Origin of the sequence: Amycolatopsis thermoflava N1165 (genome assembly GCF_000473265.1) — a bacterium.
In the GTDB taxonomy this organism is placed as follows: domain Bacteria; phylum Actinomycetota; class Actinomycetes; order Mycobacteriales; family Pseudonocardiaceae; genus Amycolatopsis_E; species Amycolatopsis_E thermoflava.
The window spans coordinates 5,928,946-5,949,869 of the sequence record NZ_KI421511.1; the positions used below are offsets into that span (position 1 = coordinate 5,928,946).

22 protein-coding genes and 1 pseudogene are annotated in these 20,924 nt (G+C 71.3%); 6 read left to right on the forward strand and 17 right to left on the reverse strand.

The window, feature by feature from the left end:
• Positions 1–56: 56 nt before the first annotated feature.
• Genes AMYTH_RS0129160 through AMYTH_RS0129170 form a run of 3 tightly spaced genes read left to right on the forward strand, consistent with a single transcriptional unit; the run spans position 57 to position 2,182 of the window.
• Positions 57–989, forward strand: a complete 933-nt coding sequence (locus AMYTH_RS0129160) for a helix-turn-helix transcriptional regulator (RefSeq protein ID WP_037322756.1) — start codon at positions 57–59, stop codon at positions 987–989.
• Positions 990–993: 4 nt separating this feature from the next.
• Positions 994–1,800: an AraC family transcriptional regulator gene (locus tag AMYTH_RS0129165; RefSeq protein ID WP_228685008.1), complete on the forward strand. Its 807-nt coding sequence runs from the start codon at positions 994–996 to the stop codon at positions 1,798–1,800.
• The gene (locus AMYTH_RS0129170) at positions 1,766–2,182 is read left to right on the forward strand and encodes an acyl-CoA thioesterase (protein ID WP_084022705.1); all 417 of its coding nucleotides are present in this window, start codon (positions 1,766–1,768) and stop codon (positions 2,180–2,182) included. The genes AMYTH_RS0129165 and AMYTH_RS0129170 overlap by 35 nt, the downstream gene beginning before the upstream one ends.
• Here the strand turns inward: AMYTH_RS0129170 and AMYTH_RS0129175 are convergent.
• The 13 genes from AMYTH_RS0129175 to AMYTH_RS0129235 form a co-directional block, all read right to left on the reverse strand.
• Complete coding sequence (locus AMYTH_RS0129175) at positions 2,177–2,962, reverse strand: alpha/beta fold hydrolase (RefSeq protein ID WP_228685010.1); 786 nt, start codon at positions 2,960–2,962, stop codon at positions 2,177–2,179. The two genes, AMYTH_RS0129170 and AMYTH_RS0129175, sit on opposite strands and share 6 nt — an antisense overlap.
• Positions 2,959–4,362 carry a replicative DNA helicase gene (gene dnaB, locus AMYTH_RS0129180; protein WP_017985894.1) on the reverse strand — a complete coding sequence of 468 codons (1,404 nt, stop codon included), beginning with the start codon at positions 4,360–4,362 and terminating at the stop codon, positions 2,959–2,961. The genes AMYTH_RS0129175 and dnaB overlap by 4 nt, the downstream gene beginning before the upstream one ends.
• 443 nt (positions 4,363–4,805) lie before the next feature.
• Positions 4,806–5,594 carry an ESX secretion-associated protein EspG gene (locus AMYTH_RS0129185; RefSeq protein ID WP_017985893.1) on the reverse strand — a complete coding sequence of 263 codons (789 nt, stop codon included), beginning with the start codon at positions 5,592–5,594 and terminating at the stop codon, positions 4,806–4,808.
• A gap of 11 nt (positions 5,595–5,605) precedes the next feature.
• Positions 5,606–6,883 carry a glycine zipper domain-containing protein gene (locus AMYTH_RS0129190; protein ID WP_027933228.1) on the reverse strand — a complete coding sequence of 426 codons (1,278 nt, stop codon included), beginning with the start codon at positions 6,881–6,883 and terminating at the stop codon, positions 5,606–5,608.
• A 30-nt stretch (positions 6,884–6,913) separates the two neighbouring features.
• Entirely contained in the window at positions 6,914–7,366 is a 453-nt protein-coding gene (locus tag AMYTH_RS45880) for a DUF3558 domain-containing protein (RefSeq protein WP_267283906.1), read from the reverse strand.
• A gap of 120 nt (positions 7,367–7,486) precedes the next feature.
• Positions 7,487–7,879 (reverse strand): hypothetical protein, encoded by a 393-nt coding sequence (locus tag AMYTH_RS0129200; RefSeq protein WP_027933229.1) that lies wholly within the window; start codon positions 7,877–7,879, stop codon positions 7,487–7,489.
• Positions 7,880–8,025: 146 nt separating this feature from the next.
• Positions 8,026–8,484 (reverse strand): 50S ribosomal protein L9, encoded by a 459-nt coding sequence (gene rplI / locus AMYTH_RS0129205; RefSeq protein ID WP_027933230.1) that lies wholly within the window; start codon positions 8,482–8,484, stop codon positions 8,026–8,028.
• A 14-nt stretch (positions 8,485–8,498) separates the two neighbouring features.
• Positions 8,499–8,747, reverse strand: a complete 249-nt coding sequence (gene rpsR / locus AMYTH_RS0129210) for a 30S ribosomal protein S18 (protein ID WP_020423407.1) — start codon at positions 8,745–8,747, stop codon at positions 8,499–8,501.
• Between the two features lie 35 nt (positions 8,748–8,782).
• Positions 8,783–9,274, reverse strand: coding sequence for a single-stranded DNA-binding protein (locus AMYTH_RS0129215; protein WP_017985887.1), 492 nt, complete (start codon positions 9,272–9,274; stop codon positions 8,783–8,785).
• Positions 9,275–9,286: 12 nt separating this feature from the next.
• Positions 9,287–9,610, reverse strand: a complete 324-nt coding sequence (gene rpsF, locus AMYTH_RS0129220) for a 30S ribosomal protein S6 (protein ID WP_020423406.1) — start codon at positions 9,608–9,610, stop codon at positions 9,287–9,289.
• Positions 9,611–9,691: 81 nt separating this feature from the next.
• A complete protein-coding gene (locus AMYTH_RS0129225) occupies positions 9,692–10,609 on the reverse strand; it encodes a hypothetical protein (protein ID WP_027933231.1) in 918 nt (305 codons plus the stop codon).
• A gap of 71 nt (positions 10,610–10,680) precedes the next feature.
• The gene (locus AMYTH_RS0129230; protein ID WP_027933232.1) at positions 10,681–11,523 is read right to left on the reverse strand and encodes a hypothetical protein; all 843 of its coding nucleotides are present in this window, start codon (positions 11,521–11,523) and stop codon (positions 10,681–10,683) included.
• A 109-nt stretch (positions 11,524–11,632) separates the two neighbouring features.
• Positions 11,633–12,442: a hypothetical protein gene (locus AMYTH_RS0129235; protein ID WP_027933233.1), complete on the reverse strand. Its 810-nt coding sequence runs from the start codon at positions 12,440–12,442 to the stop codon at positions 11,633–11,635.
• Between the two features lie 96 nt (positions 12,443–12,538).
• Between AMYTH_RS0129235 and AMYTH_RS0129240 the strand changes: the two genes are divergently transcribed.
• Positions 12,539–13,312, forward strand: coding sequence for a deoxyribonuclease IV (locus AMYTH_RS0129240; RefSeq protein WP_027933234.1), 774 nt, complete (start codon positions 12,539–12,541; stop codon positions 13,310–13,312).
• 182 nt (positions 13,313–13,494) lie between these two features.
• On the opposite strand, the gene AMYTH_RS0129245 is transcribed toward AMYTH_RS0129240, so the two are convergent.
• The 3 genes and pseudogenes from AMYTH_RS0129245 to AMYTH_RS0129255 all read right to left on the reverse strand — a co-directional run bounded on the left by AMYTH_RS0129245 (position 13,495) and on the right by AMYTH_RS0129255 (position 18,301).
• Positions 13,495–15,042: a glycosyltransferase family 87 protein gene (locus AMYTH_RS0129245; protein ID WP_027935477.1), complete on the reverse strand. Its 1,548-nt coding sequence runs from the start codon at positions 15,040–15,042 to the stop codon at positions 13,495–13,497.
• Positions 15,043–15,459: 417 nt separating this feature from the next.
• Positions 15,460–17,568 (reverse strand): annotated as a pseudogene (locus AMYTH_RS45885) (transglycosylase domain-containing protein); the annotation flags it as partial.
• A gap of 334 nt (positions 17,569–17,902) precedes the next feature.
• On the reverse strand, positions 17,903–18,301 hold the full coding sequence (locus AMYTH_RS0129255) for a DUF5318 family protein (RefSeq protein ID WP_027933235.1): 399 nt from the start codon (positions 18,299–18,301) through the stop codon (positions 17,903–17,905).
• A 233-nt stretch (positions 18,302–18,534) separates the two neighbouring features.
• Here AMYTH_RS0129255 and AMYTH_RS0129260 point away from each other — a divergent pair, with 233 nt between their 5' ends.
• Together AMYTH_RS0129260 and AMYTH_RS0129265 are read left to right on the forward strand one after the other, a co-directional pair.
• The gene (locus AMYTH_RS0129260) at positions 18,535–19,098 is read left to right on the forward strand and encodes a PadR family transcriptional regulator (protein ID WP_017985876.1); all 564 of its coding nucleotides are present in this window, start codon (positions 18,535–18,537) and stop codon (positions 19,096–19,098) included.
• A gap of 49 nt (positions 19,099–19,147) precedes the next feature.
• Complete coding sequence (locus AMYTH_RS0129265; protein ID WP_027933236.1) at positions 19,148–20,239, forward strand: inositol-3-phosphate synthase; 1,092 nt, start codon at positions 19,148–19,150, stop codon at positions 20,237–20,239.
• Between the two features lie 34 nt (positions 20,240–20,273).
• Here the strand turns inward: AMYTH_RS0129265 and AMYTH_RS0129270 are convergent, their stop codons facing one another.
• Entirely contained in the window at positions 20,274–20,915 is a 642-nt protein-coding gene (locus AMYTH_RS0129270) for an HAD family hydrolase (protein WP_027933237.1), read from the reverse strand.
• Between the last annotated feature and the right edge of the window lie 9 nt (positions 20,916–20,924).

The window sequence follows — 20,924 nt, forward strand, 5'->3', positions numbered from 1 at the left end:
CACATCCTGGCCGCGATTCCTGCGACCATCGATCCGTGCACGGACCGAGCGCGCGGATGCTGGAGCTGCTGTCGTTGCTGCAGACCGGCCGCACCTGGAGCGGCGCTGATCTCGCCGAGCGGCTGGGTGTCTCGCCGCGCACCCTGCGCCGGGACGTCGAACGGCTGCGCGAGCTGGGCTTCCCGGTCTCCTCGGTGTCCGGGCCCGGCGGCCGTTACCAGCTCGCGGCGGGCAGCGCGATGCCCCCGCTGCTGCTCACCGACGAGGAGGCGGTGGCCACGGTCGTCGGGCTGCGGTTCGCGGCACTGGCGGAGGTGGACGGCGCCACGGGCGCTGCCGACGGTGCGCTGCGGAAGCTGGAACAGGTGCTGCCGTCGCGACTGCGGTACCGGATCGCGGCGGTGCTGGCCTCGACCGAGGCGGTCTCCCGGGCGGTGGGCCTGCTCGACCTGCGCGTGCTCCAGCTGCTGGCCACCGCCGCGCACGCCCACCAGGACGTGCGGTTCGGGTACACGACGCGTGCCGGGGAACGGAGCGAACGCCGGGCCGAGCCGTACCGCCAGGTGCTGCTGGGCAAGCGGTGGTACCTGCTGGCCTGGGACGTCGACCGCCGCGACTGGCGGACCTTCCGGATCGACCGGATCACCGACGTGACCGTGCCCGGGACGACGTTCACCCCGCGACAGCTGCCGCCGGACCCGGTGAGCTTCGTGCAGTCCAGCGCGAACTTCCCGCTCAGCAGGCACCGCGGGGTCGTCCGGTTCGACGCGCCGGTCTCCGTCGTGTCCGAGCGGCTGATGACCGAGGCCGGCACGCTCGAGGCACTCGACGAGCACAGCTGCCGGTTCGTCACGCCCGTGGACTCGTGGGAATGGCTGGCGGTGACCTTGCCGATGGTCGGCGTGCCGTACACCATCGAAGGTCCGCCGGAACTCGTCGAGCGGTCCCGCGAACTCGCCGACCGCATCCGCGCCGCGACGGGAGGGTGAGGCCGTGAGCGTGCCGCTGCACCACCGCGCGGGTCCCTCCGTGTACTGGTCCCGCGTGCCACACGCCGGCCTTCAACGGCTGGTCGCTGCGGCGTGGGTGGGGAGACCGGGCTGGGTCCGGGACATCCGGGTGCTGCCGGACGGGTGCGTCGACCTGGTGTGGGACGGGCGCGAGCTGGCGGCGGTCGTGACCCGGGACGCGGCCCTGCGCGTGCCGCTGCGCTCGTCGTGGTCGGCCGGTCTGCGGTTGCGCTGCGGCGTGGCCGGGTCGCTGCTCGGCACCTCCATCGCGGACCTGCCCCCGGGCGCGACGCCGCTGCGGGACCTGTGGCCGGAGGTCCGCGAGGACCGGTTCGCCGCGTGCGCCACCCCGGCGCAAGCGCTTGCGCAGCTGGAGGACCTGGTCGGCGGCCGTGCGGTGGAGCCGGATCCGGTGGTGTCCGCGGCGGTCGCCCTGCTGTCCGGGGCCCGAGTGCCTGCGCTGGCGGCAGGCGCAGGGACGAGCGAGCGCGTGCTGCGCCGCCGGTTCACCCACGAGGTCGGCATGTCGCCGAAGCGGCTGCAGCGGGTGCTACGGTTCCAGGCCTTCCTGGCCGGGTTGACGCAGGCGACCCCACTGGCCACGGCGGCCGCCGAGCACGGCTACGCCGACCAGTCCCACCTCGGCCGGGAGACGCGACGACTCACCGGCTCCTCGCCCGCCGAGCTGGTGCGCGGCAGGCGGTTGGCCGAAACGTTCCAGACGCCGGGGCCCGGCGAGCCGCAGGATCGTGGCCATGAGCTTCCGGCTGACGATCCCGGTGCGCACTGACGACCTCGACCTCAACGGGCACGTCCGTGGCCCGGCCTACCTCGCCTACGCCGACCACGCGCGGTGGGAATGCCTGTGGGCGGCCGGGATCGACCCGGACCGGCTGCGGGAGAAGGATCTCGGGCCGGTCAACCTGGAGACCACGATCCGGTTCCGCCGCGAGCTGCGGGCGCGCGCGACGATAACGGTGACCACGGACTTCACCTGGGGCAACGGCAAGGTCTCGCGGGTGTCGCAGGAGTTCCACGACCCGGACGGCGCGCTGGTGGCCGAGGTGACGAGCGTGTCCGGACTGCTCGACCTGACTCGGCGGCGACTGGTCGAGCAGCCCGGCGACTACTGGCGGGCGCTCGCGGACCGGCCCGAGCTGCTCGGCCTATGAGGTGAGGAACTCGCCGATCACGTGCCCGAGCTCGGGTTGCGCGACCGCGCTCAGGTGGTTGCCCGGCACGCTCACGTACCGCCCGTTCGGCAGCACCGCCGCCAGGTCCGGGGCGGTCTTGTTGTGCGGGTCCTCGGTGCCGGCCACGACCAGCGTCGGCGTGTCGAGGCGCGTGAGGTCTGCGCGGGGCGTGTCGACTGCGGTGTCCAGGACGTGCAGCAGCGCGTCGCGGTCGCCGCCGATCTGCTTGAAGAACGCCTCCGCCCGCCACTCCGCGGTGCCGCGCTCGAAGGTGCCCAGACCGGTGAGCACCTTGCGGAAGTGCGCGTTGCCGCCGCCGGTGTGCTCGATGCCGTGCAGCCCCATCCCGGCGACGACCGCCCGGCGCGGCCGGGCCCCGCGCACGAGCATGCGGATGGTCGTCCGGCCGCCCAGCGAGTAGCCGCCCAGGTCGTAGTCGGCCAGCCCGAGGTGCTCGACCAGGTCGAACGCGTCGTCGGCGAGCACGTCCGGCGGGTAGGCGGCCGGGTCGTGCGGCTTCGCACTTTCGCCGTGCCCGCGCAGGTCCGGTGTGATCACGCGGAACCCCAGGCCGGCGAGGTGCGCGGCGTGGCCGTAGCTGATCCAGTTGACCTGCGACGTGGAGAAGTAGCCGTGGATCAGCACCAGCGGACGGCCCGCGCCGGTCTCCCGGTACGCCAGCTCGGCGCCGTCCCGCGCGGTGAAACGCCGGAGCGCGGTGCTGGTCGTCTCCGGGCCGGTCAACTCTGGGCCGGTCAACTCTGGGCCAGGTCGGCGAACCGGCTGTAGTGCAGCTGGTGCGCGACGACGATGGTGCTGGTCGGGCCGGCGCGGTGCTTCGCCAGGATCAGGTCGGCCTCGCCCGCGCGCGGGTCGTCCCGCTCCCACGCGTCCGGCCGGTTGATCAGGATGACCATGTCGGCGTCCTGCTCCAGCGAGCCGGACTCACGCAGGTCGGACAGCATCGGGCGCTTGTCGGTGCGTTGTTCCGGACCGCGGTTCAGCTGGCTGATCGCGATCACCGGCACCTCGAGCTCCTTCGCCAGCAGCTTGAGCTGACGGGAGAACTCCGAGACCTCCTGCTGCCGCGACTCGACGCGCTTGCCCGACGTCATCAGCTGCATGTAGTCCAGGACCACGAGCTTGAGGTCGTTGCGCTGCTTGAGCCGCCGCGCCTTGGCGCGGATCTCCATCATGGTCATGTTCGGCGAGTCGTCGATGAACAGCGGCGCCTCGCTGATCTCGCTCATCCGACGGGCCAGCCGGGTCCAGTCGTCGTCGGACATCCGGCCGCTGCGCATGTCGGCGAGCCGGATCCGGGCCTCCGCGGAGAGCATGCGCATGACGATCTCGATGCGGCTCATCTCCAGGGAGAAGATGACGCTGGTCATGCCGTGCTTGATGGAGCAGGACCGCGCGAAGTCCAGGCCCAGGGTCGACTTGCCGACACCGGGACGCGCCGCGACGATCACCATCTGGCCGGGGTGCAGGCCGTTGGTCACCTCGTCGAGGTCGGCGAAGCCGGTCGGCACGCCCTGCGACACCCCGCCGCGGGAGGCGATCGCGTCGATCTCGTCCATCGTCGGCTGGAGCAGTTCCTCCAGCGCCACATAGTCCTCGCTGGTGCGCCGCTCGGTGACGTCGTAGATCGCGGCCTGCGCGCGGTCCACGACCTCGTCGATGTCGCCGCCGTCGTTCGCGGCGCCGTAGCCGTACTGCACGATCCGCGTGCCCGCCTCGACCAGGCGCCGCAGCACGGCCTTCTCCGCGACGATCTGCGCGTAGTAGCCGGCGTTGGCCGCGGTCGGCACGGTCGCGATCAAGGTGTGCAGGTAGGGCGCGCCGCCGACGCGGGCGAGCTCGCCGCGGCGTTCCAGTTCGGCGGACACGGTGATCGGGTCGGCAGGCTCGCCGCGCGCGTAGAGGTCGAGGACGCAGTCGTAGACCGCCTGGTGCTTGGGCAGGTAGAAGTCGTTGGGCGAGAGCACCTCGACGACGTCGGCGATGGCGTCCTTGGACAGCAGCATGCCGCCGAGCACGGACTGCTCGGCCGGGATGTCCTGCGGCGGCTGACGGTCGAACTCGCCGTACCGCGGCCCCGGGTCCTCGGGGCCGGGATCGGACGGATAGGCCGGACCACGGTCGTCAGTCAGCGCCACCGCGCGGATACCTCCCAGACAGCGAACACCAGTTCGATTATGCCGGATCCCCGGCCGGAGTGTGGGACCGGCGCGACCCGCGGGAACCGTGTCCCGCGGCCACCCAGTGCTACTACTCCGGCGGGCACCGTAGATCGCTCGGACGGACCAGTGCAAACCTGCTTGGGGACCGCTCTGTGGACAGCCTGTGGAGGAGCGGGGTCAACCAGTCACAGGCACGCCGCACCCTGTGGACAAGCTGGGGGCAACTCCGGGGACCACTAGGAAAACCCCAGGTCAGACCCTGTGGGTAACCTGTGGAGAACTCTGCTGAAAAAACTTCGGCGTGTCGCCGGGAAGCCGATCTTCGGCGTGTCGCGGCCGAGTGCAGGCCTCGACCTGTGGATGAGCCTACGGACAGTAGAAGACCCCCCACTCGGCCGAGTGGGGGTCCGACGTGTCGATCAGCCCAGAGATCGAATCGCGTTGTGTAGTCGTTCACCGATCGCTTGCGGGGTGCCGGGAGTCAGCACGATCAGCGACTCGCCGGTGCCCGGCCGCTCCTCCATCAGCCAGCGGCCCTCGGCCGTGTCGATGAAGTTCAGCGCGCGGTCGCACCGCTTGCGCGTGCCGGCGCGGGTGCGGGCAGCGGCGTACAGACTGCCGGCCGCGACCCGCGGCGCCTCGAGGATGCGCTTGATCTCCTTGCCTGGCTCGGCTGCCGTCCGGCCGCCGCCACGCATGATCGACACGTCCTCGCCGGACGAGCGGCGCCCGCCGCCGTAGACCTCGCTCTTCGGAGCGACGATCGGGCTGCTGCCACCCGGCGGCACCCGGGGGATCTGGTCCAGGAACGCCGGGAGCAGCTGGTCCGGACGCTGCGGCCGCATCACCACGACGTCTTCCTTGATGTGCCGGGCGAGGACGAACCCACCACCCGGGCCGCTGCCCGCGAGCACCGCGAAGTTCTGCGGCGCGTCGTCCGGGAACGAGCCCTCGAACCAGCCGTAGAACTCCACCCCCGGCCGCGCGATCGACTCGATCATCGCCGCGAACTCGCGATCCATGCCCCGCGGGCCCATCAGCCCGTGGTGCGCGAGGACCGCGTTGACCTGCTGGTCGATGATCCGCTGGGCGGTCTCGTCGTACCAGGTCGGTGTGGGCGACAGCGTGTTGTGCGGTTCCGCACCCCGGCGCTGCAGCAGGTTGAGCAGCGTCGGGGTGGTGATCGTCAGCGGCCGGTTCACCGGCATCGTCCCGGGCCTCATTCGCCGATGACGGGCGGAGCCGTCAGCTCGTCGGTCCCGAACAGCTCGTTCGGGTCGTCACCCACCATGTACTTGTTCTGGTGCTCTTCGTCTTCCTCGCCGTTGCCGTGACCGCCGCGGCCGCCCATGCCCGGCGCACCGGCCATGCCCGCGCGGCCCGCGCCACGGCCGGATCGCCCGCCCGCGCCACCGGCGCCCGCGCCACCAGCCCCGGCGCCCGTGCCCGCCGTCGCGCCCGTGCCGATCCCGGCGCCCGGCCCGAACCCGGCTCCGAACCCGGAAGCGCCGACACCGCCGCCGCCGGCACCGGCGCCGCCCGCGCCGGCCCCGCCACCGGGGCCGAACCCGCTGGTGGAGGTCGGCGTGTAGCCCGCCGCCGTGGTCCCGTCGAAGGCCGGGTTGTACCCGCCCGAACCGGTGCCCGGCGTGAAGCCGGCCGGGGTCGGGGTCTTCGGGACGGTCGCCGACGGGTTGGTGGAGTTGAACTGCGGCAGGTCACCGGTGCTCGCCGGCTTGAAGTCGCCCGGCATGCCCGACGCGCTGGGCATGTTCCCGGCGCCGCCGACCCCGCCGGGCACACCGCCCGGAACGCCGCCGCCGGAGAAGACGTTGCCCTGCCACGCGGTGTACTGCGGCATCCCGCCCGCGTTGTTCATGCTGGCCTGGTAGTAGGCGTTGAACGCGTCGACGTTCGCCTTGCCTCGCTGGTTGTACTGCTCGATCTGGTCGTCGACGTCGGACAACGGGTTGATGCCGTCGAGGAAGTTGCCGTCCGGCGGCTGCGCAGGCACCTCCTGGACCTTGGACTTCACGGTGTCGAAAGCCGTGGCCTGGTCGTTGAGGTAGGTGTGGCTCTTGCCGAGGTTCGTGGCCGAGTCCTGCAACCAGATGCCCAGCGGGTGCGCGCCTGCCTGCGCCTGACCGGATGCCATGCCCTTCCAGGCGTTGTCCATCAGGTCGTTGATCTGCTGGATGAGCCGCCCGCGCTCCTCGTGCACGCTCTTCAGGCTGTTCGCCGCGTTCGCGGCGGTCACCAGCGAGGTCGCGTTGCCCGGGCTGATCTGCTCCCAGATCTGCCGCGCGTCGATGGTGCGGCCGGCGATGTTCGCCTCGTGGTGTTCCGCCTCGGGCGTGCTCATCAGGCCGACGAGACCGCCGACGACCGCGCCGACGCCGGCGCCGACCGCCGTGCCGACACCCGGGACGACCGAGCCGACCGCCGCGCCGACGGCCGCGCCCGTCGCGACGCGCCCGACCGTGTAGTCGTCAACCATGGCTCCACCCCTCCTGCTGCCGAATCTGCATCACGCGTCCCCCTTCAGGTGCTGAACCATCGCGACGGCGACCTCTTCGACGATGGGACAAGGATTCGTGGCGTTGGGACCGACGAGGATGCTCGACGTGACCCCGACCGCCAGTTGGTCGGTGACGCCGACCCACAACGCGCACGAGCCGTTGGGCCGGAGGTCGGCGTTGTCCGCGTACACGGCCGGGTAGCCGGCGACGGTCGTCGGTTCGAAGTACTTCGACGCTCCCCTGGTGGCGTAGACCCCGGTCAGGCCGTTGTCCTGCACGGCGAGCGGCGAGATGAAGATCTTGTTGGCGTCGTGCGCGGCCGACTGCCACTGGCACCGCGAACCGGTCTGGCCCGGGATGACTTCGCCCGGGGTGGCGAGGCCGATGGCGCTCGCCTGGCCGTCCGACAGGCCCGCGCACGGGTTGCCGGTCAGCGCGTCGGCGGCCAGCGGGGCGGGCACCCGCAGCGACGGGTATCGACGGGGCGGTGCTTGGTGCGGCGGTGCCCCCGCTCGACGAGCAGCCGGTGAGGAGTGCGGCGGCAGCCACGGTGGCGGCCGCCAGGCACGTGCGGATCATGCTCAGACTTCCCGGTACCGGCCCACCGACTGGTGCGTATCGGCCTCTTGCTCTTCGACGATGCCCGCGGCCTTCTCCAGCGCCGCGATGTAGTTGTGGACGTAGTCGACCATCCGCTGGTGCTGCAGCAGGAGGGTCTCGCCGGAGGCCTTGGCCGCCTTGTTGACGAAGTCGCCGCTGGCGAACTCCTTGCCGGGGGGCGCGACGCGCGCGACCGCCTGCGCGTTCGCCAGGTCCGTCTGGAGGTCGTCGCGCAGCTCTTTCCACTTGCTGATCACGCCGCGCACCTCGTCCGGGGAGAACTGGTACCCGCCCGGGCTGCCGTTGCCGCCCACCTGGATCGGTGCCGGTGGCGGCACCTCCGTGAGCCTGTCGGTCGGCTTCTCACCGGTCATCGCCAGGAACCCCCTACGTTCTCGCCGGTCCGCGTTGATCGCCCGGATTGGATGCTAGCGCAGGCCACCTGGTTCCGGGCTCGAACAGCAAAAACCGGGCAGGCCCCGCAACCTGCGGAAACCTGCCCGGTTCTCGGTTCGACGACCTACTGGCCCGCCTTCACCTCGAGGCGGACCGAGGCCTGCACCTCGGGGTGCAGGCGCGCGTTCACCACGTGCTTGCCGACGGTCTTGATGTGCCCGTCGGTCTCCAGGACGCGCTTGTCGAGCAGCGGGCCGCCCGCCGCCTTGATCGCGTTCGCGATGTCGGCGGTGGTGACCGAGCCGAAGAGCTTCTTCGAGCCCTCGGCGGCCTTCGCGGTCAGCTCGACGGTGCCGAGACCCTCCAGCGCGGCCTTGACCTCACGAGCGTGGTCGAGGTCGCGGATGCGGCGGGACTCCTGCGCGCGACGGATGGTCTGCACGTTCTTCTCGGCGCCCTTGGTGGCCTGGATGGCGTAACCGCGGGGCAGCAGGAAGTTGCGCGCGTAGCCGTCCTTGACCTCGACGATGTCGCCGGGGCCGCCGAGGTTCGCCACGTCAGTGGTGAGGATGATCTTCGCCATGATGTGGTCCCTCCTCAGCGCGCGGTCGAGGTGTAGGGCAGCAGCGCCATCTCGCGGGAGTTCTTGACCGCGGTGGCGATGTCGCGCTGGTGCTGGCTGCAGTTGCCGGTCACCCGGCGGGCACGGATCTTGCCGCGGTCGGAGATGTACTTCCGCAGCAGGTTGGTGTCCTTGTAGTCGATGAGTTCCGGGTGGCCCTTCTGCTCGGCCTTGCAGAACACGCAGACCTTCTTCTTGGGCTTGCGGATGGGTGGCTTGGCCACGGTGATGCTCCTGGGAATTCAGTACGAGTGGTTGGTCAGAAGGGGGGCTCGTCGGCGAAACCGCCGCTGTCGCCCGCAGGCGGGGCGGAACCCCACGGGTCGTCGGCGGGGGCACCACCGCCGGTGTTCCCGCCGTAGCCGCCGCCACCGCCGCCGCTGCCGCGGCTGACCTTGTTCACCTTGGCGGTGGCGTAGCGCAGCGACGGACCGATCTCGTCGACCTCGAGCTCGACGACGGTCCGCTTCTCGCCTTCCTTGGTTTCGAACGACCGCTGCTTGAGGCGGCCCTGCACGACGACGCGGGCACCGCGCGTCAGGCTCTCCGCGACGTTCTCCGCCGCCTGCCGCCAGATGTTGCAGCGCAGGAACAGCGCCTCGCCGTCCTTCCACTCGCCGGACTGGCGGTCGAAGGTGCGCGGCGTGGACGCGACGGTGAAGTTCGCGACGGCGGCGCCGGACGGGGTGAACCGCAGCTCGGGGTCGGACGTCAGGTTGCCGACCACGGTGATGACGGTGTCTCCAGCCATGGGCTATCCGCCTCAGGCCTTCGCCGCGGCCTTGGCGGCCTTGCGCGGGACCGGCTTGCGGACGACCTTGGTGCGGAGCACGGTCTCCTGCAGCGACAGCTGCCGGTCGAGCTCCTTCACCGCGTCGGGCTCGCTGTTGAGGTCCAGCACGGCGTAGATGCCCTCGGCGTGCTTCTTGATCTCGTACGAGAGCCGGCGACGGCCCCACACGTCGACCTTCTCCACGCTTCCGCCGGACGTGCGGATGACGTTGAGGAACGTGTCCAGAGTCGGGGCGACCTTACGCTCGTCGAGCGTGGGGTCGAGGATGACCATCACCTCGTAATGGCGCGACACAACCACTCACCTCCTGTGGGCTTCACGGCCACGGGCTTTCCGTGGCAGGAGGGTTTGTCAGTGGTCGAGTCTACGGGGTGGCTACGACAGTTTGCGCAGCACCCAGGTCCGCACCAGCGCGGCGCTCACCCCGGCCAGCGCGACGACCGCCAGGAGCATCGGCAGCTGGACGTTGCCCGTGGCCGGCTCGCCGCCGATCGCGCTGGCGTTGCCCGCGTTGCGCACGTCCGCCTGGCCGCCGGCCGAGGTGGACTGGCCGCCCAGCACGCCGACCTGCGGCAGCGCCTGGTCGGGCAGCGTGGCCGAGGACGGGTAGAGCGCGCTCGGCGGCACCGCGGCGCCTGCCACGCCGGGCACGGCCGCCGGGATGTTGCCGTAGTTGCGCGGCGGGGCGGTGGCCGAGCCGGTGCCCGAGATGCCCGGGACGGTCGTGGCCGCCGGGGTGCCGGGCGCGGGTGCGGTCGTGCCGGGCTGCGAGGAGGGGAGGCCGGGCTGGGTGTAGTTGTTCGCGTAGGTGGTCAGACCGCAGTTGCCGGTGACCTTGTTCGTGATCGCGTCGAGGGTCTTCTTCTGCTGGTCGCCGCCGATGCCGAGGCCGACCGCGTACGGGTCGCCCGCGTTCTTCAGCGTGGTCGCGACGGCGGTGGCGATCGCGTCGCCCGCGATCGCGCCGCTGGCCGCGTTCGCCGGGATCTGGCCGACGGTGATCGCGCCGGCCTTGCTGACCGTGTCCGCCACCTTCTGCGGGTCCACGCCGTTGAGGTGCAGGAACCACTCCTGCTCCTGCGCGCCTGCCTTGACCACGCCCGCGAGGTCCTTGCCCTGCACCGCGACGCTGTCGCTGAGGGCGCCGATCACAGTGCCGGTGCATGCCTGCGACAGCACGGTGCTCGCCGACGCGGTGCCCGCGGACAGCAGCGAACCGCCGACGATGGCCGCGGCGACGGCGGTGGCGGTGAGCGCTCTACGGGTGGTCTTCATCAGGCCGGTGTTGCGCACGAGCGCGGACCTCCAGTGATCGCAGGCGTGTGTCCCCGGAAGGGATTAACGACGAGCGGACCCAAAGGATACTAAGCGGTAGCTCCGCGTAAGACCCACGAGCGTACGAGAGCGGCGCTGACACCCGATAGAGCGACAACGGCGATGAGCATTGGTAGCGCGACGTTGCCGCCGCCGCCCGAGCCGCTCGGCAGCGCCTCGGCCTGGCCCGCGTTCTGCACCGCCTGGCCGGACTGCGCGGGCTGGCCGGACTGCGCGGGCTGGCCGAGCGCGCCGTACTGGGGCGCGTAACCGGGGATCTGGCCGCCGTAGCGCAGGCCTGGCGAGGGCGCCCACAGCGCGGACACCGCGAACGGCAGGCCCGCGTAGTTGCGCATCGGCGCGTACGCGCTGCCCGAGCCGAACGGCAGGAAGTCGAAGGTGGACGGGTCGCCGGCCAGCACCGGGCTGGTCGACCCGGGAATCGCGGCCGGCGCGGCGCCCTCGGTGCGGCCGGGAGTGACTCCCGGCGGCGTCTGCTGGTTGCCGCCGCCCGGCGGGGTCTGCGGCTGCGGCTGGCTCCCGCCGCCCCCGCTGAGCGCCTTGCCCGTCTGGTCGACCGCGCCGGTCAGGCCGTTGGTGGTGCCCGCGACCGCGCCGTTGACCGCGCTCGCCGCCGGCGCCCCGACGACCGGCAGCGGTTCGACGACCGTGTCCACGACCTTGACGGTGATCTGGCACAGCCCGCCGAGCAGGCCGCCGACGATCGAGGTCAGCCCGTCGGTGACGGTCTTCAGGCCGAGCGGGGTCTTGATGACGTCGCCGGGCTTGGCCGTCACCGTGTCGCCGCACTGGGCGCTGATCGTCTCCGCGCTCGCGGTCGCGGGCAGAGCGAGCGAGACCGATCCGGCCAGTGCGAAAGCGGCGGCGCCCACCGCGGCGGTCCTGCGTGTCCGACCCTGCATCTTCGTCCTCCAGCGCGTCGCTACTGGTTCCAACGAAGCTAGGGCAGGTGCGTGACGCCCGCACCCCGGAACGTGACCGTCAGGCGCGGCGCATCCAGGCGCGGGTCAGCGCGGCGGCCACGACCGCGAGCGCGAACACCGCGATGATCAGCGGCAACCGGGCGGGCGCCGCCGCCGACGGCATCGCCTCGGCGGTGCCGGAGTTCTGCGTGACCAGCGGCGGCTCCGTCCCAGCCGGTGGGACGAGCCCCGGCGCGGCGGGCGGGACGACGCCGGGCTGGATCAGCGCCGACAGCGGTGGCGTCAGCGGGGCGATCCCGGACCCGGCAGGCAAGCCGCCGACGACGAACGACGCGGGCACGATCCCGCCGTTCGCGGCCGGGAGCGTGGGCGCCGGGGTCACGCCCTGGCCGGGCTGGGGTGCGCCGGGCGCGGGCTCGCCGGGGGCGGGTTGGCCGGGCGCGGGGCTGGACGGCGGGTCGAGCGGCTCACCGGCGACGACGCTCTGGGTGGCCGCGGACAGCGTGTTCACCGTGCCCTGCACGCCGGGGCACAGCTGCTCGGCCGCCAGGTCGCCGACGACGGGCGCGTCCCCGACACCCAGCGCCTTCGCCAGGTCCGCGACCGGCAGCGCCAGCAGCGGGTCGCGCTGGTCCGGGCCGGTTGGCGCGGCCTCGCTGCCGGTGCCGACGGTGAGCACACCGGGCCGGTCGAGCGGGGCGCCGACGTCGAGGGTGAGGGCATCGCCCGGCTCGTCCCGCAGGGTCGCCCCGCAGCTGCCGGCCAGCGCGGGATCGGCCTCCTCGGCGAACGCGCCCGGCGCGGCCAACGTGGCCGACAGCGCCAGCACGAACCCGGCCACCCCGGCACGGCGTGCGGTCTTCCCCATGAGTCCCCCTCAGGTGTCACGGACCGCGCTCACGGTACTTCATAGCGTTCCCGAGGTTGGCGAGAACCGAGCCGATTCCGCCGGTAGCGTGGCCCCATGCAGATCGGTGCGCACGTCCGTGACGACGACCCGCTGACCGCGGCCGGGGAGCGCTCGGCCGACGTGGTGCAGTTCTTCCTGGCCGACCCCCAGGGCTGGAAGAAGCCCGTCGCCCAGCCGCCGCGGGCGGACATCGAGGCGGCCGGGGTGGAGGTGTTCATCCACTCCCCCTACATCGTCAACGTGGCCTCGCTGAACAACCGGATCCGCATCCCGTCGCGCAAGCTGGCCGCCCAGCACGCGGCCGCCGCGGCCGAGATCGGCGCGAAGGGCCTGATCGTGCACGGCGGTCACGTCGGCCGCGGCGAGGACGTCGCGGAGGGCCTGGCGAACTGGCGCAAGCTGTTCGAACGGCAGGCGGCCGACGGCGGTTTCGCGGTGCCGATCCTGATCGAGAACACCGCGGGCGGCGCCGGCGCGATGGCGCGCGAGATGGACGTGCTGGCGCGGCTGTGGGACGAGGTGGCCGAGTTCGGCGCCGGGTTCTGCCTGGACACCTGCCACGCGTTCGCCGCGGGCTGGGAGCTGGACGACGTGGTCGAGAAGGTCATGTCGATCACCGGCCGCATCGACCTGGTGCACCTGAACAACTCGCGCGACGAGTTCGGGTCCGGGCGGGACCACCACGCGAACGTGGTGCACGGCGGCGGCACGATCGACCCGGAGGCGCTGGTGGCCGTCGCGGCGGCCGCGGGCGCGCCCGTGGTGGTCGAGACCCCGGCCGACGGCCAGGCCGACGACATCGCCTACCTGCGGGAAAAGCTCGGCTGACCCGTCGCGGTGAGCACGGGCAGCTACCGGCAGCGGAAGGGCCAGGACCCGGCGCACTGGTTGCCCAGGGATCACCGCTGCGCCTACGCCGCGCTTAACGTGCAGGCCAAGGCGACCTACCGGCTCGCGGTGGACCACGCCGAGAAGACCGCGCTGTCCGGTGTGCTGTGGGGGCTGCTGACTCAGACCGCGTGCCGGGCCCGGCGCCGCGGGAGCACCACCACGTCGCGGGCCCGGTCCAGCACCCCGCCTGCCGGGTCGTCGTCGCCTGCGACGCGCACCAGGTCCTCGGCCGGGCGGTAGATCTCCCGCAGCACCAGCACGCACAGCCCGACCACGGCCAGGTCCCGCAGCGCGACGAACCCGAGGAACCAGTCCGGCGGCAGTCCCTTGTGGTCGGTGCCGAGGTAGTAGAACATCCGCGGCACCCACACCAGCGCGTCCAGCAGCATCCACCCGAGCAGCAGCCGCCACCGCGGAATCGCCAGCACCGCGAACGGCACCAGCCACAGCGAGTACTGCGGGCTCCACACCTTGTTGGTCAGCAGGAACGCGGCCACCACCAGGAAGCACAGCTGCGCCAGCCGCGGCCGCACCGGCGCGGACAGCCCGACGTAGGCGATCCCCGCGCAGCAGGCCAGGAACAGCGTGCCGCTGACGATGTTCAGCCAGGTCGGCGTCTGCCCGGCCGCGAGCGGGCCGTCGAAGCCCGCCCAGCCGGTGAAGTAGGAGATCACGTTGTAGATCGAGTCCGGGTCCATCCCGCGTTGCGCGTTGAGCCGGAAGAACTCCTGCCAGCCCGCGTTCAGCGTGAGCGCGATCGGCAGGTTCACGGCCAGCCAGGTGCCGACCGCGGCGCCGGCCGTGATCGCCCACGGGCGGAGCTTCCCGGCGCGGATGCACAGGATGAGCAGCGGTCCGAGCAGGAACAACGGGTACAGCTTCGCGGCCGCGCCGAGCCCGATCAGCAGCCCGGCGACCGCCGGTTTGCGCCGCGCCCACGCCAGCAGGCCGGTGGCGGCGAACGCGGTGGCCAGCGTGTCGAAGTTGGTGAACGCGTGCACCAGCACCAGCGGTGAGATCGCCGCCAGGCACGCGTCCCACGGTCGGCGGTTCGCGGTGCGGCCCACCGCCCACACCGTGACCAGCCAGGCCAGCGCGAGCCAGAACGCGGTGATGTTGAAGTAGATCGCCACCGGCAGCGCGCCGGGCAGCCAGCCGGTGTCGGAGATCGCCTTCCACGCCTGCGTGATCTTCGCGTTGGCCCACTGGAACAGCCCGGTCAGCACCGGGTACTCCATGTAGCGGACGTGCGCGTTCGGCGTGCCGGCGTCGTCGACCCAGCTCGTCCGGTACGGGAACGTGCCGGGCTGGTCCAGCCGCTCGGCGCTGAACAGCGGCACGACGTCGCTGTAGCACATCGCGACGTACGGGCGGCCGGACCGCCAGTCCAGCTGGGTCTGCCCGTTCTCGTCGACGTACTGCTGGATGCAGCTGGCCTTGCCGAACCAGCACAGCATCAGCGCCAGCGTGGCCAGCGCCAGCCCGACCCGCTGCGGCGTCCAGAACCAGTGCCGCCCCACGGCCGCGTGCTCGCCGAGCGGACCGCCGATCGGTCTGCTCGCGGCCGCGACCAGCGGATCGGTCCGGGACGGCGCGACCCGCTGACCGGCGTCGAGTGACGCCGGCGCGGGTTCGGCCGAGGTGGTCTCGTCGGTCGGGCTGGACACCCGCGCGATGTTACGGCCTCCGGCGTGAGCCGGGGAACAGCCGTTGTCGCGGGTGTTCGTCGGCCCGAAGTCGTCGCCGCCGCCGGGGAACGTGAAGGTCGGCGTATTCCGGCGGCTCGATGTCGTGTCGGTCGACTCCGGGGTGCTCGGCGGAGCCGACGGCGGCGGCGACGACGGCGTGCTGGAGTTCGTCGTGCTCGGCCTGCTGGTCGACGGCTTCGTCGAGGACGAGGCGTCGTCGCTGGCGGTCGCGCTCTTGCCGATCGGCGACACCGTCGGGAACTTCTCGCTGGGCTTGCCCTTGAGGTAGTCGTTCATGAACTGCTGCCAGATCTTGGCGGGCAGACCGGTCGACGAGATCGCTTCGCCGTTCTTGTCGTGCAGCGGCTGGTTGCTGCCGGTGCCGACCCAGGCGGCCGCGGAGACCGACGGCGTGTACCCGACCATCCACACCTGCGAGTTGTCCTTCGAGGTGCCGCTGGCGTTGGCGCCGCTGGCGTCGTACTGCTGGGTACCGGTCTTGCCAGCGCACTCGTGGCCGCTCGGGCAGCTCAGCTTCGAGAACTCGATGACCGGCTTGAGCGCGTTGGTCACGTTGCCCGCGATCTGCTTGCTCTTGCTCGCGTCGCCGTCGGCGAACGCCGGCTTCGGGTTGCTCGACGGCTGGTACACGATGTCGCCGCCCGGCGTGGTCACCTTCTGCACGAAGTGCCGGTCCAGGTAGGTGCCGTTGTCGGCGATCGTCGCGTAGCCGGACGCCATGTCCAGCGGCGTGACCTCGGTCGTGCCACCACCGAGCGAGATGTTGTTGTCGACCGCCTTCAGCGAGGTGACCCCGGCCTCCTGGGCCGCGTCGGCCACTGCCTGCGGCCCGGTCACGTTGGCCACCATGTCGAAGAACACGGTGTTGGTCGAGCGCATGGTGGCCTCGGCGACCGTGCACTCCTTCGAGCAGCTGTTGGACGCGCCGGCGTTGTTGATGTAGCGCGGCTGCCCGTTGGGCAGCACGCCGAACTGGCGGTGGGTGCTGCCGTCGAACGTCTCGCCGAGCCCCTTGCCCATCTTCAGGAACGCGACGAGGTCGAACGTCTTGAACGACGACCCCGGGTTGCGCTTGGTGTTGGCCCAGTCGCGCTGGTCGGCCTTGTTGTTCGGCCCGCCGTAGTAGGCGATCACACCCCTGGTCTTCGGGTCGACCGCGACCAGCGCCTCCTTGAGCGCGTCCGGCTGTCCCTGCATCACGTCGTTGACGGCCTTCTCGGCCAGCCGCTGCGCGTTCGGGTCGATCGTCGTGTAGACGTTGTAGCCGTTGGCCTGGATCTTCTCCTTGGAGTAACCCGCCGCTTCGAGTTCGGCCTCCACCTGGCCCTGGACGAACGCGTTCGGACCGGTGATCGCCTGCGGCTTGGTCTGGTCCTTCGGCAACGGCGCCGGGTACTGGGCGGACTGGCGGTCGGCCTCCGTGATCCACTTGTACTTGACCATCTGGTCCATCACGTAGTTCCAGCGCCAGGTGGTGTACTCGGCGTTCTCCGACTTGCCAGGACCCTGGATCATGCCCGCCAGCAGCGCCGCCTCGGACTGGGTCAGCTCCGCCGAGGTCTTGTTGAAGTACGCGTGCGCGGCCGCCTCGATGCCGTACGCGCCACGTCCGAAGTAGACGATGTTCAGGTAGGCCGTGATGATGTCCTCTTTGGACTGTGTCTGGTTCATCTTGAACGACTTGACCAGCTCGGTCGCCTTGCGGGTGAGCGTGGGCGCCTCGTTCTCGGTGGCCTTCTTGATGTACTGCTGGGAGATGGTCGAACCACCGCCGGAGCCGCCGGTCAGGTTGTTGTAGACCGCGCCGAGGATGCCCATCACGTCGAACCCGTTGTTGGTCTCGAACGTCGCGTCCTCGGCCGCGTACACGGCGTGCTTGACGGTTTCCGGGATCTGCCCTGGCTTGAGGATCTGGCGGTTCCCGCTGTCCGGGATCTCCTTGCCCATCACCGAGCCGTCGCTGTAGTAGTAGGTCACCACCTGGTCCTGCTGGGCCAGGACCTCCTCCGGCGTCGGCACGTCGACCAGGAAGTAGGCGATCGTGAACGCGATCGCGGGCAGCACCACGAACACGCCGAAGAAGGCGTACAGGGTGCGCCGGATGATCTTCCAGCGCCGCTTCTTGCGCTGCTTCGGCGTCAGGGCCGCCTTGCCCTTCTTCCCCTTCCCGGTCTCCTCGGGCGCGTCGTCCTCGGGGCCGGAGTCGTCCAGGGGCTCGTCGACGTAGTCGTCGTAGTCGTCGTGGTACCCGCCGGAGCGCAGCTCGGCGTGGGTGAGCAGGCCGGGCTCGGAGTCGCCCATGCCGGGACGGCGGCCGGCGGCGCCTGCGGCGGCACCGGCGCCGGCGGCCGCGGCGGCCGGGCCCGCGGGCGGGCGGTAGCGGCCGCGCATCGGCCGGTCGGCCGGGTTCTGCGGTCCACCGTTCTGCGGTCCACCGTTCTGGGGCCCGGGCGGCGGGCCGGGGCGGCGCGGCGGCGGAGGCATCCGGTTGCCCGCGGGCGGGACGCGGCGGGCGCCACGCGGGGCGTCCGGGTCCTGGCCGCCCGGCCAGCCGGGGCCACCGCCCTCGCCCGGCCACTGCGGGCCCTGCGGGCCACGGGCCTGCGGGCGCTGGGGAGGCGCGGGACGCCGCGGTGGTTCGTCACCGCTCGGCCAGGCCGGGCCGCCGCCCTCGCGCGGCCACTGGGCACGACGGGGTTCATCAGGCTCCTGACCAGGCCAGGAGCGATTGCGGTGGTCGTTCACGAGTGAGCCTCCCAGACCGGCGGTACACCGGGCGCCGTTCTGTGATCGAGTGCCAGCGCTGCGCTACGTCCCCTCACTGCCCGGCCGTCCTCCGGGACGGGCCGTGCGGGGTTCCGTTGCCCGAGACGTACGAACGCACCAGGTGGTTCCAGCGGCACGTCCGGCACACCTCCACCACATGGACGTTGAACTCCCCGACCAGGTTGGCCAGGCGGGCCAGTTCCGTCGGTGTCCTTGCCGAGCCGGAGACGTGCTTGAGCTGTTCCCCGAACACCCAGGACACGTTCGTCAGGCCGTCCTTCCCGCACAGCGGGCAGGGGGCCTCGCTCGGTTCGCCGTGGAACCGGGCAGCTCTGAGCAGGTACGGATCGGCGTCGCAGACGTCGCGCGTGCCGACACGACCGGAGCGGACGCCTGCCAGCAGCGCACGGCGCTGCAGGGCGTAGTCCACCACCTGTCGCTGGTTCTGCACGGTGACAGAGTACGTGGCCGCCGTGTGTCCGCCATGAGCTGTGCGGACTAACGGTCTGGACCGCGTGCGCGACACGCCGACCCTTCCATAACGCTCTGGTGAACATCACGGGTGTGGTTCAGGCCGCATTGGGTGATCATTGATGTTGGCTACACCACTTCGATGTATCGGCCCGATATAATTCGGCGTTAGGTTGCCGGAGTGTCGTGGAGGTCCTCGAAAGGGGGTGCACCGTGCTGGAGTTCGCCATCCTGGGGCTGCTGCACGAGGCACCGATGCACGGCTACGTGCTGCGCAAACGGCTGCACGACACGCTCGGCATGTTCCGCACCTTCTCGTACGGCTCGCTGTACCCGACCTTGCGCCGGTTGCAGCGGGCGGGGTTCATCGAAGAGGCCGACAGTGACGTCGGGGGAGCCGGCGAGCCCGTCAAGGGCTGGGGCCGGCGGGCTCGGACGGTGTACAAGCTCACAGCGGAGGGTAAGGAGCACTTCGCGAAGCTGCTCGTCGACGCCGGGCCGCAGACCTGGGAGGACGAAGGGTTCGGGGTCCACCTGGCCTTCTTCTCCCGGACACCGGCCGATGTCAGGATGCGGATCCTGGAGGGCAGGCGCCGCCGGGTCGAGGAACGCCGTGAAGGACTCCGGGCGGCGCTCGCCCGGGCCGAGGAGAAGATCGACCGGTACACGCGTGAGCTGCACCGCCTGGGGCTGGAGAGCAGCGAGCGCGAGGTGCGCTGGCTGAACGAACTGATCGCGCACGAGCAGGACGAGCAGAACCGCGGGCTTCAGAGCTGAGACCGCATCCGAAATCGGCAAGACATCACTGAACGAAGGAGAAACCGGCATGGGCGACAACAGCGGCCGCGTACGGGTGGCCATCGTTGGCGTCGGAAACTGTGCGGCGTCGCTGGTGCAGGGGGTGCACTACTACCGCGACGCCGACCCGGCCTCGCGGGTGCCCGGCCTGATGCACGTGCGGTTCGGCCAGTACCACGTCGGTGACGTGGAGTTCGTGGCCGCGTTCGACGTCGACGCCAAGAAGGTCGGCCAGGACCTGTCGTCCGCGATCCTCGCCAGCGAGAACAACACGATCAAGATCACCGACGTGCCGCCGCTCGGTGTGCCGGTCCTGCGCGGCCCCACGATGGACGGTCTCGGCCGCTTCTACCAGGAGACCATCGAGGAGTCCGACGAGGAGCCGGTCGACGTCGTCGCCGCGCTGCGCGAGGCCCAGGTCGACGTGCTGGTCTCGTACCTGCCGGTCGGGTCGGAGGAGGCCCAGAAGTTCTACGCCCAGTGCGCCATCGACGCCGGCGTGGCCTTCGTCAACGCGATCCCGGTGTTCATCGCCTCGAACCCGGAGTGGGCGCAGAAGTTCACCGACGCGGGTGTCCCGATCGTCGGTGACGACATCAAGTCCCAGGTCGGCGCCACCATCACGCACCGCGTGCTGGCGAAGCTGTTCGAGGACCGCGGGGTCCAGCTCGACCGCACCATGCAGCTGAACGTGGGCGGCAACATGGACTTCAAGAACATGAAGGAACTGGAGCGCCTGGAGTCCAAGAAGGTCTCCAAGACCCAGGCCGTCACCTCGCAGATCGACCGCGACCTCGGCAAGGCCAACGTCCACGTCGGTCCGTCGGACTACGTGCAGTGGCTGGAAGACCGCAAGTGGGCCTACGTCCGGCTGGAGGGCCGCGCGTTCGGTGACGTGCCGCTGAACCTGGAGTACAAGCTCGAGGTGTGGGACTCGCCGAACTCGGCGGGCATCATCATCGACGCGGTGCGCGCCGCGAAGATCGCCCTCGACCGCGGTGTCGGCGGCCCGCTGCTGTCCGCGTCGTCCTACTTCATGAAGTCGCCGCCGGAGCAGTACGACGACTCGACCGCGCGAGACGCGGTGGAGAAGTTCATCACCGGCGACATCGAGCGCTGACTGCCGAGGGCCCGGTCCTGGACCGGGCCCTTGTTCATCCCCGGAGCGCGGCGGGCAGGTCCGCGACGGTGTCCAGCACTCGGTGGACCTGCGCCAGCACGGCCGGATCCGGCGGGAAGTGCGGGTTGGGCACGGCGTAGACGGTCATGCCCGCGGCCAGCGCTGCCTTGAGCCCGTTGGTGGTGTCCTCGACGGCGGCGCACCGCGCGGGGTCCTTGCCCAGCCTGCGCGCGGCTTCGAGGTACACGTCCGGCGCCGGCTTGCCCGCGGCGACCTGCTCGCTGGACAGCGCCACCTCCACCAGCCCGGTCAGGCCAGTGGCCTCCAGGAACGCCTGGATCAGCACCGGCGGCGACGAGCTGGCGATGGCCACCGGGTACCGCTCGCCGACCGCGTGCACGGCCGCCGCGGCGCCGGGCAGCACGGGCGGCCCGCCCGCGTAGCGCTGGGCCATCTGGTCGATCACGACCTGGGCGATCCGGTCCGGCGTGAGCCGCGCGCCCAGGTGTTCGACCAGGTAGCGCGCCCATTCCGGGGTGCTCATCCCCTGCATCGCCCTGGTCGCCGTGGCCGTCCAGCTGCCACCGTGGTCGGCGACCACCGCCCGGCGGACCTCGTCCCAGGTCTGCTCGGAGTCCACGAGCACCCCGTCCAGGTCGAAAACCACCGCGTCCATGCTCGTGAC